Genomic DNA, 12941 nt, shown 5'->3' with positions numbered 1-12941 from the left:
GTCAGGCTCTCCCGAACAGGCCGTAAGGACGCACCAGAATCACCACGGCCATCGCGCCGTAGATCATCAGGCTCGCGCCTTGGGGCCAGAGTGTGGTCATCAGGCTTTGCACCACGCCCACCAGCAAGCCGCCGACCAGTGCGCCGCTGAAGGAACCCATGCCGCCGATCACCACCACCACGAAGGCGACCCCGAGAATTTCCGGGCCGACGAAGGGTTGGGCGCCGCGCAGCGGCGCGAACAGCACACCGGCCACGCCAGCCAGGGCCACGCCCAGGGCAAAGGTCATCGAAAACAAACGCAAGATGTTGGTGCCCAGCAGCGATACGGTTTCAGTGCTTTCACTGCCCGCGCGCACCAGGGCGCCGAAGCGTGTGCGTTCCAGCAGCAGCCACAGGCCCAGGCCCACCAGCCCGGAAAACACGATCAGAAACAGGCGGTAGTAGGGGTAGACGAAATCACCCACCACCAGCACGCCGCGCAGCAGTTCCGGCACGGCGACGCTTTTGCCCACCGGGCCCCAGATCATCACGCTGGCTTCCTGGATGATCAGCGCAATCCCTAAGGTCACCAGGATCTGGAACATGTGCGGCAAGTGATAAATCCGCTGGATCAATAATCGCTCGATGACCCAGGCCAGCGCGGCCACCACCAGCGGCGCAATCAGCAGCGCCAGCCAGAAGTTGCCGGTGAGGCTCACGGCGGTGTAGCAGATGTAGGCGCCCAGCAGGAAAAACGCGCCGTGGGCGAAGTTGACGAAGTTGAGCAGACCGAAAATGATCGTCAGCCCGACCGCGATCAGAAAGTAGATCATCCCCAGCCCAAGGCCGTTGAGTATCTGGAACAGGTAAAGATTCAGCATGCAGAAACCCTCGGACAGCTGGCCGCGGGGGCGGCCCTGTCGTGTGCAACCGGTGATGGTTCAGCGGATCAGCCGAGCACGCAGCTCGTGGCGTCCACCGGCGGGAAGGACTGGCCGGCGCTGAGCACCTTGGCCAGGTCGTCCTTGTCGGCCATCTCGGCGCTGGCTTTGCCGATCATCAGGTAGTAGTCCTTGATCACCTGGTGGTCACCGGCGCGGATTTGCTCCTTGCCGGTCGGGCCTTCGAAGCTCAGGCCTTGCAGGGCCTTGGCGACGGTCGGGCCGTCGAAGCTGCCGGTGGCGATAATGGTGTCGAGCATTACTTTGGTGCTGATGTAGTCGGCAGCCAACGGGTAGGTGGGGTTGATGCCGTATTTGGCCTGAGTCAGCTTGACCAGTTCACGGTTGAGCGGGCTGTCGACCTGATGCCAATACTGCGCACCGAGGTACACGCCTTCGAGCACATCGCTGCCCAGTTCCTGGAACTGATCAAGGCCGGCGGACCACACCAGCAGCACTTTCATGCGCTCCTTGATACCGAAGTTCACCGCCTGGCGCAGGGTGTTGGATGACTGGCTGCCGAAGTTGAGCAGGACCAGCACATCGGGCTTGGCCGCGATGGCATTGGTCAGGTAGCCGGAGAACTCTTGCTCCTGCAAAGAGTGATAGCTGTTGCCGACGTGTTCCAGACCGTGGTCCTTGAGCACGGTTTTCGCGCCTTCGAGCAAGGCTTCGCCGAATACATATTGCGGGGTGATCGTGTACCAGCGCTTGGCGTCCGGCAGCAGCTTGATCAACGGCACAATGGTTTCGCGGATCGCGCCGTAGGTCGGCACCGACCAGCGGAAGGTGGCCTTGTTGCAGTCCTTGCCGGTGACTTCATCGGCGCCCACCGGGGTCATGAAGACGCCGCCGACCTTGTCGACTTCCTTGGCCACCGCCAATGCCGATGACGACAGCGTGCAGCCCTGGAAGAACCGTGCGCCATCCTGCTGGATCGCCTCCTGGACCTTGCGCACCGCCTTGCCGGCGTTGCCTTCGGTGTCGATGACTTTGTAGTTCAGTGGGCGGCCGAGGATCTCGGGGTGCTGCTCTACCGCCAGGCGCGAACCCATGTCGGCAAACTTGCCATAGCTGGCAAAGGCGCCGGACATGGACTTGAGGCCGTAAAAGGTAAACGGCTCGGCGGCGAATGCAGAGCGCACACTCAACGGAAGGCTGAGCGCGGCGGCGGCGGTAAGACTGGCTTTCAACAACGTACGACGCTGCATGGGGTGACTCCCTGGTTTAGTTATTGGCAGGAGCGGCAATGGCGATACGGTGGAGCAGGGCCTGTGGGCAGGCCTGTTATTGAGTTGGGTGAAACGGTCCGACGGTTGAAGCTCGGTCAAGTGTGGGCGCTGGGTTTGCACAGGGTGATTGCTGGTGTTCTCAGTGGTTGTGATCAAACTCCAGCAAAAAGTGCGGGCTGACCTCGCCTTCAAGGGCGGTCATATGGTGTTCGGCATCGCACATGTGCTCGTGCATCAAGCTGCGCACCGCGCGTTCGTCCTCGGCGCGGAAGGCGAGCAGCAACTGCTTGTGGTAGTCGAGGTTGGCCGCGTCGAACTGCTTGCGCTTGGGTTTGTAGGCTTTTTTCAGCACCACCAGATCGCGCAGCAGGTCGTTAAGAAATTGCGCCATAAAGCTTAACAACGGGTTGGGGCACGCCTTGGCCAGCAGGTTGTGGAACTCGAGTTCGGCCAGACGCTGTTCACGTTGGCCGGCTTCGCTGTCTTCCGGTGCACTGCAAAAATCGACGTTGTCTTGCAGGGCCTGATAGTCGTCTTCGCTCAAACGCCCGAGCACTGACACGGCCAGTTCCACCTCGATAACCTTGCGCAGTTGGTACACCTGCTCGCCATCCAGGTGCTGGAAGTGCAGGTAGTTGCGCAAGGCGCGGCTTGCCGGTTCGGTACCGGCCTGATTCAAGTAAGCGCCGCCACTGGGCCCGGTGCGCGTGCTCACCAGGCCTTCCACTTCGAGTGCCTTGAGCGCTTCACGCGCCGAGCCTTTGGAGCACTGGAAGCTTTCCATCAGCTCGCGTTCGGTGGGCAGGCGGTCGCCTGGCTTCAGGGCATCGGTGACGATGGAGCGCTTGACCGACTCGACAATCACGTCGGAGAGCTTCTGGCGTTTGCGTCGTAGCGGACGGCTGAGCATGGCGGTCTATTGATCCTATTAATGCGGATTAATAGCACTTAATAACGATTGAGCGAGAGCGTCAACGCAGTGTGTCGTTTTCGGCGCGAACAGGTCGTAAACACGGTGGCTATTCCCAGTTACCCAAGTCGAGGCAGCGCGTCGAAGGCGGCGGCTGTGTGCCGGATACCAGAAAATCACCCACCCACCGTTTGACGCACCCGGCGGCGACGGCGCGAGCCGACTCCTTGAGCAACAGTTGCTCGACACCGGACGCGGCCGGTTCACGGTCCTCGACGTTAACCAGCACCATGCGTGCAACGCGTTCCGGAAACAGCGCGGCATATCGCCCACCGACCCGGGTGCCTTCAGCATTGCCCAGGTAGTTGAGCTGTGTGTCGCCCAATTGCGCGCGCACAAACTCCATATCACGTGCGGCCTGCTCGACACCGTTGGGTTGGCTGAGGTCGCGGGCGCTCAATTCGATGACGTCATAACGGTTGACCAGTGTGCGATAGGCCTGGGTGGCGTAGGACTCCCAGCGGCTGACCAAATGGACGGCGAAGGTCGTGCCTTGACCCTTTTGCGGTTCACCCGATTGGATGAACACCATGCCCTCACGGCTCAGCGGCTGCCGTGCGCCGACACGGGTCAGCGATAGGAGCACATTGCCACGCTGGGGGTCGGCATAGTCGCGAGGCACGTTTACCCTGCCGCATTGAGTTCGGTCCAGAACCTCGGGGTCCGGCCGTTCGAAGGCGGGGAAGGGGCAGTCCAGCAGCCAGTCAATTGCGCTGGGCGCAATCAGTGGCGCGGTAAGCGCCCGGCTTGCTATCAGCCAGAGGCAGACGCACACCAGGCTTCTTACAAGAACGCTGGGTTTCATCAAGAGGTTCCGGGCAGCCGTTTGAAGGCGGCTTTTTTACCAAGGACCTTGGGTCAAAGAATGTAGGTTGGATAAACGCTTTGTGTAGGAATGTGGAGTTTTGTTATTGGGACTTGGCCTCCCAGCCGCCGCCCAGGGCTTTGTACAGCGCAATGCTGGCTTGCAGCCGTGACAGTCGCAGTTGCACATTCGCGTCCTGGGCCGCGTACAGCGTGCGTTGGGTTTCGAGCACAGTCAGCAGGTCTTCGGCGCCGGCCTGGTAGCGGCTTTCGGCGATCCTGAAGGCAGTCTGGGCCTGTTGCAATTCCTCGGTCTGCCATTCGCGCTGCTGGTCCAGGTGGGTGATGCTGCTGAGGGATTTCTCCACATCGGCAAAGCCGTTGATGATCGCGCCGCGATAGGTTTGCAGCAGTTCGTCCTGCCGTGCACGCGCCTTGTCGCGTTCAGCGCTTAAACGGCCATTATTGAAGATCGGCGCCACCAGGCCCGAGGTCAGGTTGTAGAACGGGCTGCGCAGCAGATCGGCGGCCTTGTAGGAACCCGAACCGAGCGTGGCGCCCAGGGTCACGGTGGGCAGCATCGCCGCACGGGCCACGCTCACATCGGCACTTGCCGCAGCCAGCTGTGCCTCGGCCTGGGCCAGGTCGGGGCGGCGGCTAAGCAGTTGGCTGGGCACGCCCGGGCCAATCACCGGCCAGGTCAGCGCCTGGAACGACTCGGTGCCCAGGTCCAGGGCCTGGACCGGCTGGCCAAGAAGGGCTGCAAGGGTGATCAACGATTCTTCGGCCACTTGTTGAATCAGCGGCAACTGGCGTTGCTGGCTGGCCACCAGACTCTTTTGTTGCGCCAGTTCCAGTGCGGTGGCGGAGCCCGCATCGTAGCGGGTTTGCACGAGGTCGAGCACATGGCGGGCATTCGCCAGGTTCAGCTCGGCGATCTGTTGGCGTTGGCGAGCAGCAAGCGTTTGCGCATAGCGGTCGGCGACGTTGCTGAGCAGGGTCAGCTCGACCGTGGCCTGGTCGAACTCACTCGCTCGCAGGCTTTGCAGCGCACTGTCGTGAGCGGCGGCGCGCCCTCCCCAGAAGTCCACTTCATAACTGGCGGTGAGGTTGGTGCCAAAGCTGTCGACGGTTTTGTTGCTTGCTGTGGCATCCAGCGATGCGTTGCCGCTGCCGTGCAGGAGTTTTTCGCGGCTGGCGGTGAGGTTGAAGTTCACTTCGGGTAACAACGGTGCCCCGGCAATGACCGCACTGGCCTGGGCCTGGCGCACCCGTGCCATGGCGGCGGCCACGTCATAACTGTCACGGCGAGCCTGGTCGACCAAGCGGTTGAGTGGCGGGCTGCCGAAGTGTGTCCACCAGCGCTGGTTGGTCGCCTGCGTTGCCTCCCGCTCGGCATATTGCCACGCCGGCGGCGGCGCTATGCTGCTGTCGACGTCGTGAGGAGTGCCTGCGCAGGCGTTGAGCAACAGGCACAGGCCAAGGACCGACAGGTGCGGTGTGATGAGTCGTTTATTCACTGGTCAAGGCCTTAACCGGATCGAGCCGGGCAGCTTTACGGGCCGGCATGAAGCCGAATGCGACACCGGTGACCAGTGCACAGCCAAATGCGCCGAGTACTGCCACCAGGGAAAACTGCACGGCGACTTCTGCCAGCATCAGCACGCCGCCCACCAGCAATGCCAGGGCAATGCCGAACAGGCCGCCGACGACCGAGAGCATCACCGCCTCGGTAAGGAACTGGCGCAGGATGTCACGCTGGCGCGCACCGGTGGCCATGCGGATGCCTATTTCGCGAGTACGCTCGCGCACGGTCATCAACATGATATTCATCACACCAATCCCGCCCACCAACAGGGAAATCGCGGCAATCGAACCGAGCATCAGCGACAGCGTATTTTGCGTGCGTGCCTCGGCCTGGATCATCGCCGCGTCATTGGTCAGGTGGTAGTCGCGCTTGTTGTTGTGCAGTGTTTGCATCAGTTGATCGATGGCCAGTTCCGCCTCGTGCACCTTGCGTGCATCCGCAGCGGCAATCACCACGTATTCGGGGTTATAGCTGCCTAACAGGCGCACGCTGGCGGCGGTGTAGGGGATGGCAACACGGTCGTCGCTGTCTTGCAAACCGGAGCTGGAGCCTTTTTCCGCCAGCACGCCAATCACCTGGAATGGCACGTTTTCTATCAGAATGTATTGGCCGATGGGGTTGATGACGCCCTTGAACAGCTTTTCGCGTACACGGTGACCGATCACGGCCACCGTTGCCCCGGAGCGCTCGTCGGCCTCGGTGAAGTAGCTGCCCTCGACCACCGGCCAGTTGAAGATCTCGGGAAAGTTGGTGTCATTGCCACCGACATAAGCCATGTAGTCGACATTGCCAAAACGCACACCGGCATAGTTGCCGTTGACGGGCATGATGCGCTTGACCTGCGGCAGCGTCGCCAGGGCCGCCACATCGTTGAGGGTCACAATCCCCATCGGGGTGCGCGGGTTGGGCGAAGAGCCACTGAGGTAGATGATGTTGGAGCCGAACGCGCCCATCTGTGCCATCACCTGGCGTTTGCTGCCTTCGCCCACCGCCAGCATCACCACCACCGACGCCACGCCGATGATGATCCCCAGCAGCGTCAGCGCAGTACGGAACCGGTTGATCCACATGACCCGCCAGGCCGCCAGCACGGCGTCGATCAGTTCGGCTTTCCAGGCGCCGTTATGTTCGGCGCCGTCGGCGAGGCGCTGGCGCAGGTCTACGGCTTGCAGCGCGTCGCGGTTGGCCGTGACGGGCACATGGGTTTCACTCAGCGCCGAATCGCGGATGATCAGGCCGTCGCGAATTTCGATGATGCGGTTGGCCCGCGCCGCGACTTCGCGGTCGTGGGTAATCAGGATGACCACGTGGCCCTGGCTCGCCAGCTCGTCGAGCAGGGCCATTACTTCGGCGCCACTGTGGCTGTCGAGCGCGCCGGTGGGTTCATCGGCGAGGATGATATGCCCGCCGTTCATTAACGCGCGGGCAATCGACACGCGTTGTTGTTGGCCGCCGGAGAGTTGGTGCGGGCGGTTGGCGGTGTGATCGGCCAGGCCCAGGCGGGTGAGCAGGGCCTTGGCGCGGGCGTGGCGTTCTGCGGCACTGATACCGGCATAGATCGCCGGCATCTCGACGTTTTCCTGGGCCGAGCCCGAAGGGATCAAGTGGTAACCCTGGAACACAAACCCAAAGGCTTCTCGGCGAAGCCAGGCCAGTTCGTCGCTGCCCAGGTGTGCGACGTTTTCCCCGGCGAACCGGTATTCGCCTTCCGTGGGGCGGTCGAGGCAGCCGAGGATGTTCATCAAGGTGGATTTGCCGGAGCCGGAAGCGCCGACGATGGCGACGAATTCCCCGGCATGGATCGACAGGTCGATCCCGCGCAATACATCGACCTGCGGGCTGTCGCCGCCGCCATAGGATTTACGGATGTTCTTGAGTTCGATCAGCGGCGTTGTCAAATCAACCCCCACTGCCGTTGGCCGGGCCGATCAACACATGATCGTCTTCCTTCAGGCCTTCCAGCACTTCAACCCGCAAGCGGTCGCTGATACCCAGGCGTACTGCGCGTTTCTCGATGGCGCCGTTTTTGGCCACGACCCGAGCGATCGGCTGGTCGGTGCCGGGACTGCCGAGCAGGGCCGCAACCGGTAGGGTGAGGACGTCCTTGACCTGGCTGGCGACGAAGAACACTTGAGTGGTCATTTCGGCCATCAGCGCGTTATCGGTGTTGTCCACATCCAGCAGCACGGTGTACAGCACCACACGGCCACTGCCGGTTTTGCTCGTACTGTTCGGGCTGCCATTGCCCTGGCTGGTTTCATTCAGCGGCTTGGGCGGTATCGGCAAAATCTGGCGCACGGTGCTGGTCCAGCGCCGGCTGCCGCCGCTGAGGGTGGTGAAGTAGGCGGTCATGCCGGGTTTGACGTGGCCAATGTCGGCTTCGGAGACCTCGGCCCACACGGTCATCGGCGACAGCCTGGCGATGCGCAGGATCAGCGGCGTCTGTTGCTGAGCATTGAGCGTCTGGCCAACCCGTGCGTCCACCGCGACGACGGTGCCGGCCATTGGCGCGAAGATGCGCGTGTAGCCCAGCTCGGCCTCGTCGCTGCGCAGGCTGGCCTGGGCCTGGCGGATCTGCGCCTGGAACATCCCGACGCGTGCCTGGGTGGCGTCCAGCTCGGCCCTGGCGGTTTGCACGTCTTCCTCGCGGGTGGCGTTACCGGCGGCCAGGCGTTGCTGGCGTTGGTATTTCTGGCGCGCCAGCGCGTGCTGAGCCTGCTGCTCCTGCAACTGGGCCTTGAGGTTTTCGATGGCGTAGCGGCTGGCATCGAGTTTGGCCTGCTGCGTGGCGGGGTCGATTTCCACCAGCAATTGGCCTTCCGAGACCTGATCCCCGGCTTCGACATGGATCTTGCGGATCTGCCCGGACGCCTGGGCGCCCACATCGACGTACCGGCGCGGTTGCAGGGTGCCGAGTGCCGTGACGCTGTTTTCAATGTTACCGCGCGTTACGGTGACCGTGGTCAGGGTGTCGCGGCCCGACGGCAACACCTGCCAGGCGGCCAGCGCAATGAGGGGAATCAGGCACGCGACAGCGAGCAGAGCGCGTCGGACGGGGCGAGGGCGTTTCATGCGTTGGTTCCAGCCAGGAAGTTTGGACCGCAGTTGCGGGGAGCTGACTGTTATACGAGAAAATCGCCCGAATATTTAGGTGCTTACATATGCCGTAACAGCTCCGTCGAATAAAAAAAACCGCCGTTGATGCAAGACTTCTTTAAAAGTAGATGAGAATTACTATAAATTGCACGCACTCAAACTGCCACTATCCGCTGGCTGTCGTCTTTAGCATTCAAGGATCTGATGCCGTCTTCCCAGACGGTCGGGAGTCATGTTGGAAAACTACTATCGCGAGCTGGTGTGTTTCCTCAACGCCAAGCTGGGCAACCGACAGGTGGCCGAGGATGTGGTGCATGACGCTTATGTCCGAGTGCTGGAGCGCGCCAGTGACACGCCGATTGAACAACCGCGGGCGTTTTTATACCGCACTGCGCTGAACCTGGTGATCGACGGCCATCGGCGCAACGCCTTACGCCAGTCCGAACCCCTGGAAGTGCTGGACAGCGAAGAACGCTTCGCCACCAGTTCGCCCCACGCCAGCCACGATCAAGCGCGCCGCCTGGATATGCTCGAACGTGCCCTGGCCGAGCTGCCGGCGGCCTGTCGCGAGAGCTTCCTGCTGCGCAAGCTTGAGGGCCTGTCCCACCCGCAAATCGCCGAGCACCTGAGCATTTCCCGCAGCCTGGTGGAAAAGCACATCGTCAACGCCATGAAGCATTGCCGGGTGCGCATGCGCGAGTGGGATGCGCACTGACCAATGATTAGTTAAATTTTATTTCACTGTCCTCGTTTCCTATCAACACACGGCCTGTTGTTCAGGCCTTGCAGGTATTCCCGCCCCACCGCCAAGGGGCTTATCCAGAGGACACTGGAATGACACAGGCAATTGCTTCGCCCGCGGTTCACGACCTGATCGGGATCGGTTTCGGCCCCTCGAACCTTGCGCTGGCCATCGCCCTGCAGGAGCGTGAAAAAGCCCAGGGCAAACTGGATGCACTGTTTCTCGATAAGCAGGCCGACTACCGCTGGCACGGCAATACCCTGGTGACCCAGAGTGAACTGCAGATTTCGTTCCTCAAGGACCTGGTGACCTTGCGCAACCCCACCAGCCCTTACTCCTTCGTCAACTACCTCAAGGCCCACGACCGCCTGGTGGACTTCATCAACCTGGGCACCTTTTACCCGTGCCGCATGGAGTACAACGACTACCTGCGCTGGGTTGCCGGGCAGTTCCAGGCCCAGGCGCGCTATGGCGAGGAAGTGTTGGCCATTGAGCCAATCCTGCATCAGCACCACGTCGAAGCGTTGCGTGTGATCTCCCGCGATGCGCTGGGCGAGCAGCATGTGCGCACCACCCGCTCGGTGGTGGTCAGCGCCGGTGGTACACCGCGTGTGCCGCCCGCGTTCAAGGCACTCAAGGATGACGGCCGGGTGTTCCACCATTCCCAATACCTGGCGCGCATGGCCCAGCAGCCTTGCGTGGAAGGCAAGGCGATGCGTATTGCGATCATCGGTGGTGGCCAGAGCGCGGCGGAAGCCTTTATCGACCTCAATGATAGTTTTGCCTCGGTGCAGGTCGATATGATCCTGCGCGGTTCGGCGCTCAAACCGGCCGATGACAGCCCGTTCGTCAACGAAGTGTTTTCACCGGCGTTTACCGACCTGGTGTTCCAGCAAGTCGGCGCCGAGCGTGAGCGCCTGGTCGCCGAATACCAGAACACCAACTACTCAGTGGTGGACCTGGACCTGATTGAACGGATCTACGGTATTTTTTACCGCCAGAAAGTCTCCGGCGTTGCCCGCCAGGCTTTCCGCACCATGACCGTGGTCGAAAAAGCCAGCGCCGGGCCGCTGGGCATCGAGTTGACGCTGCGCAACAACGCCAGTGGCGAAACCAGCCTCAGCCATTACGACGCAGTGATCCTGGCCACCGGCTACGAGCGCCAGATGCACCGCGAACTGCTGGCGCCGCTGCAAGCCTACATGGGCGACTTCGAGGTGGCCCGCGACTATCGCATCGTCACGGACGAGCGCTGCAAGGCGGGGATCTATATCCAGGGTTTCAGTCAGGCCAGCCATGGTTTGAGTGACACGCTGCTTTCGGTATTGCCGATTCGTGCCGACGAGATTGCCGCGTCGCTGTACGAAAACGATCGCAGCCGGGGCAAGGGGCGTTCGGTGCAGGACTTGCTGCTGGCAACTGCCAGCTGACAGGCTGCACTTGTGACAGGCAGGGCTGCCTGATACTGTACAAAAAACCAGTATCGGTAGCCCTCCATGCAGTTGATCGAAAAACTCAGCATCCTTGCCGACGCCGCCAAGTACGACGCTTCCTGCGCCAGCAGCGGCGCGCCCAAGCGCAGCTCCGAGGGCAAGGCGGGCCTGGGCTCCACTGATGGCATGGGGATCTGCCACAGTTACACTCCGGACGGGCGCTGTGTGTCGTTGCTCAAGGTGTTGCTGACCAACTTCTGTCTCTACGATTGCCAATACTGCGTCAACCGCCGCTCCAGCGATGTGCCCCGCGCGCGTTTCAGCCCCGAGGAGGTGGTCACCCTGACCCTGGATTTCTACCGGCGTAATTGCGTCAGCGGGCTGTTTCTCAGTTCCGGCATCATTCGTTCGGCTGATTACACCATGGAGCAACTGGTGCGGGTCGCCAGGCTCTTGCGCGAAGAGCATGACTTTCGCGGCTATATTCACCTCAAGACCATTCCCGAAGCCGACCCGGCGCTGATCGCCGAGGCCGGGCGTTATGCCGACCGGTTGAGTGTGAATATTGAACTGCCCACCGATGCCAGCCTGCAAACCCTGGCGCCGGAGAAGCAGATTGTGTCGATCAAGCAAGCGATGCAGACCATCTACACCGGCGAACAGACCGTCCTCAACGAGCCGCGCGCACCGCGTTTCGCTCCGGCTGGGCAGAGCACGCAGATGATCGTCGGCGCCGATGACACCGACGACAGCACCATCCTGCATGGCGCCGAGGCGTTGTACGGCAACTTCAAGTTGCGCCGTGTGTATTACTCGGCGTTCAGCCCTATTCCCAACAGCCCGAAAAGCGTGCCCCTGGCGGCACCGCCACTGATGCGCGAGCACCGTTTGTATCAGGCGGACTTCCTGCTGCGCAGTTACGGTTTCAGCGCTAATGAATTGTTTGAAGGCCCCGGGCACCTGGCGCTGGATATCGACCCCAAGCTCGCCTGGGCCCTGGAGCACCGCGAGGTGTTTCCGTTGGACCTGAATCGCGCCGAACCGACCTTGATTGCGCGTATTCCCGGCATCGGCCTGCGCACCACCCAGCGTTTGGTGGACCTGCGCCGCGAACGCAAGATCCGTTTCGAAGACCTGGCGCGCATGCGCTGCGTACTGGCGAAGGCCAAGCCGTTTTTCATCACCAGCGATTACCACCCGCAACAGGCTGAAAGCACCAGCGTGCTTTTGCGCGAGCAATTGCGCGACCGCCCGCAGCCACAGCAAATGGGCTTGTGGGGATGATCAGCCTGGAATGCGACAATCTCTTCAGTACCTGGCGCGAACAGGCGCGTTGGTTGCTCAGCCATCAGGTCGACCCCAGCCAGGTGAGCTGGGGCGAAGCGCAAGGGGCGGACCTGTTTGCTACCGATGAGCCGATACCGGAAGGGCTCGGCCCGTTCCAGGCGCGGATTCCCAAGGCGCTTTTGGAGCTGCTTGAGTCGGCCGCCTGTTATCACGGTGACCAGCGTTGGAGCTTGCTGTACGAGGTGCTGTGGCGGGTCAGCCATGGCGACCGCACCGCGATGCTGGCGGGTGACAAGCTGGGCAGCGAGTTGCAACGGCGGATCAAGCAGGTCAGCCGCGAAGCGCATCACTTGCATGCGTTCGTGCGGTTTATCGCATTGCCGGCGCAGGCGGGCGCAGCGTTACCGGAATACGTGGCCTGGCACGAGCCGGCCCATGACATTCTCAAATCCGCCAGCCAGCACTTTATCGGGCGCATGGGCCGCCATCGCTGGATGATCGCCACGCCCCTGGACGGGGTGTATTACGACGGTGAGCAGTTGATTCATCAACGGGAATGCCCTGAGGCGTGGCGGCAACTGGCACAGAATGTCGACGACCCTCACAGCGCGATGTGGCTGACGTACTACAGCCACATTTTCAACCCGGCACGGTTGAACCCCAAGGTGATGGAGGGGCATTTGCCGAGTCGTTTCTGGAAGAATTTGCCGGAGGGTAAGTTGATTCCAGGGTTGATCAGTGAAGCGCGGACGGGGAAGCAGCGCGATGGGCAGGCGAAGATGATTGGCGTGAAACCCGGCAAGCGAATTGGGAATCCGGTTAAATAGGTATCCTGATGTTTGTTATTGCGGTGTCCGCCAGGAGGAA

Annotated in this window: 11 protein-coding genes; 4 read left to right on the top strand and 7 right to left on the bottom strand. The window is 61.8% G+C overall.

The features are described from left to right. Position 1: 1 nt before the first annotated feature. The 7 genes from CPH89_RS29560 to CPH89_RS29530 form a co-directional block, all read right to left on the bottom strand. Entirely contained in the window at positions 2–862 is an 861-nt protein-coding gene (locus tag CPH89_RS29560) for a branched-chain amino acid ABC transporter permease (protein WP_078826904.1), read from the bottom strand. Between the two features lie 68 nt (positions 863–930). Next, a complete protein-coding gene (locus CPH89_RS29555) occupies positions 931–2133 on the bottom strand; it encodes an ABC transporter substrate-binding protein (protein WP_053256997.1) in 1203 nt (400 codons plus the stop codon). A gap of 160 nt (positions 2134–2293) precedes the next feature. Next, positions 2294–3064, bottom strand: coding sequence for a FadR/GntR family transcriptional regulator (locus CPH89_RS29550; protein WP_053256996.1), 771 nt, complete (start codon positions 3062–3064; stop codon positions 2294–2296). A 109-nt stretch (positions 3065–3173) separates the two neighbouring features. Beyond that, a complete protein-coding gene (locus CPH89_RS29545) occupies positions 3174–3929 on the bottom strand; it encodes an alpha/beta fold hydrolase (RefSeq protein WP_053256995.1) in 756 nt (251 codons plus the stop codon). A gap of 103 nt (positions 3930–4032) precedes the next feature. Beyond that, positions 4033–5448 carry an efflux transporter outer membrane subunit gene (locus CPH89_RS29540; RefSeq protein WP_053256994.1) on the bottom strand — a complete coding sequence of 472 codons (1416 nt, stop codon included), beginning with the start codon at positions 5446–5448 and terminating at the stop codon, positions 4033–4035. Continuing rightward, on the bottom strand, positions 5441–7414 hold the full coding sequence (locus tag CPH89_RS29535) for a MacB family efflux pump subunit (protein WP_053258002.1): 1974 nt from the start codon (positions 7412–7414) through the stop codon (positions 5441–5443). The genes CPH89_RS29540 and CPH89_RS29535 overlap by 8 nt, the downstream gene beginning before the upstream one ends. A gap of 1 nt (position 7415) precedes the next feature. After that, on the bottom strand, positions 7416–8588 hold the full coding sequence (locus CPH89_RS29530; RefSeq protein WP_053256993.1) for an efflux RND transporter periplasmic adaptor subunit: 1173 nt from the start codon (positions 8586–8588) through the stop codon (positions 7416–7418). Between the two features lie 256 nt (positions 8589–8844). Here CPH89_RS29530 and CPH89_RS29525 point away from each other — a divergent pair, with 256 nt between their 5' ends. From CPH89_RS29525 to CPH89_RS29510, 4 genes are all read left to right on the top strand, one after another. After that, positions 8845–9327: a sigma-70 family RNA polymerase sigma factor gene (locus tag CPH89_RS29525; RefSeq protein WP_053256992.1), complete on the top strand. Its 483-nt coding sequence runs from the start codon at positions 8845–8847 to the stop codon at positions 9325–9327. 119 nt (positions 9328–9446) lie between these two features. Beyond that, positions 9447–10784, top strand: coding sequence for a lysine N(6)-hydroxylase/L-ornithine N(5)-oxygenase family protein (locus CPH89_RS29520; RefSeq protein ID WP_053256991.1), 1338 nt, complete (start codon positions 9447–9449; stop codon positions 10782–10784). A 66-nt stretch (positions 10785–10850) separates the two neighbouring features. Further along, positions 10851–12071 carry a putative DNA modification/repair radical SAM protein gene (locus CPH89_RS29515; protein ID WP_053256990.1) on the top strand — a complete coding sequence of 407 codons (1221 nt, stop codon included), beginning with the start codon at positions 10851–10853 and terminating at the stop codon, positions 12069–12071. Next, positions 12068–12901, top strand: a complete 834-nt coding sequence (locus CPH89_RS29510) for a TIGR03915 family putative DNA repair protein (RefSeq protein WP_053256989.1) — start codon at positions 12068–12070, stop codon at positions 12899–12901. The genes CPH89_RS29515 and CPH89_RS29510 overlap by 4 nt, the downstream gene beginning before the upstream one ends. Positions 12902–12941: the final 40 nt, after the last annotated feature.

Origin of the sequence: Pseudomonas fluorescens (assembly GCF_900215245.1) — a bacterium.
GTDB classification, from domain to species: Bacteria; Pseudomonadota; Gammaproteobacteria; order Pseudomonadales; family Pseudomonadaceae; genus Aquipseudomonas; species Aquipseudomonas fluorescens.
This window is presented reverse-complemented; position numbering and strand designations above follow the sequence as displayed.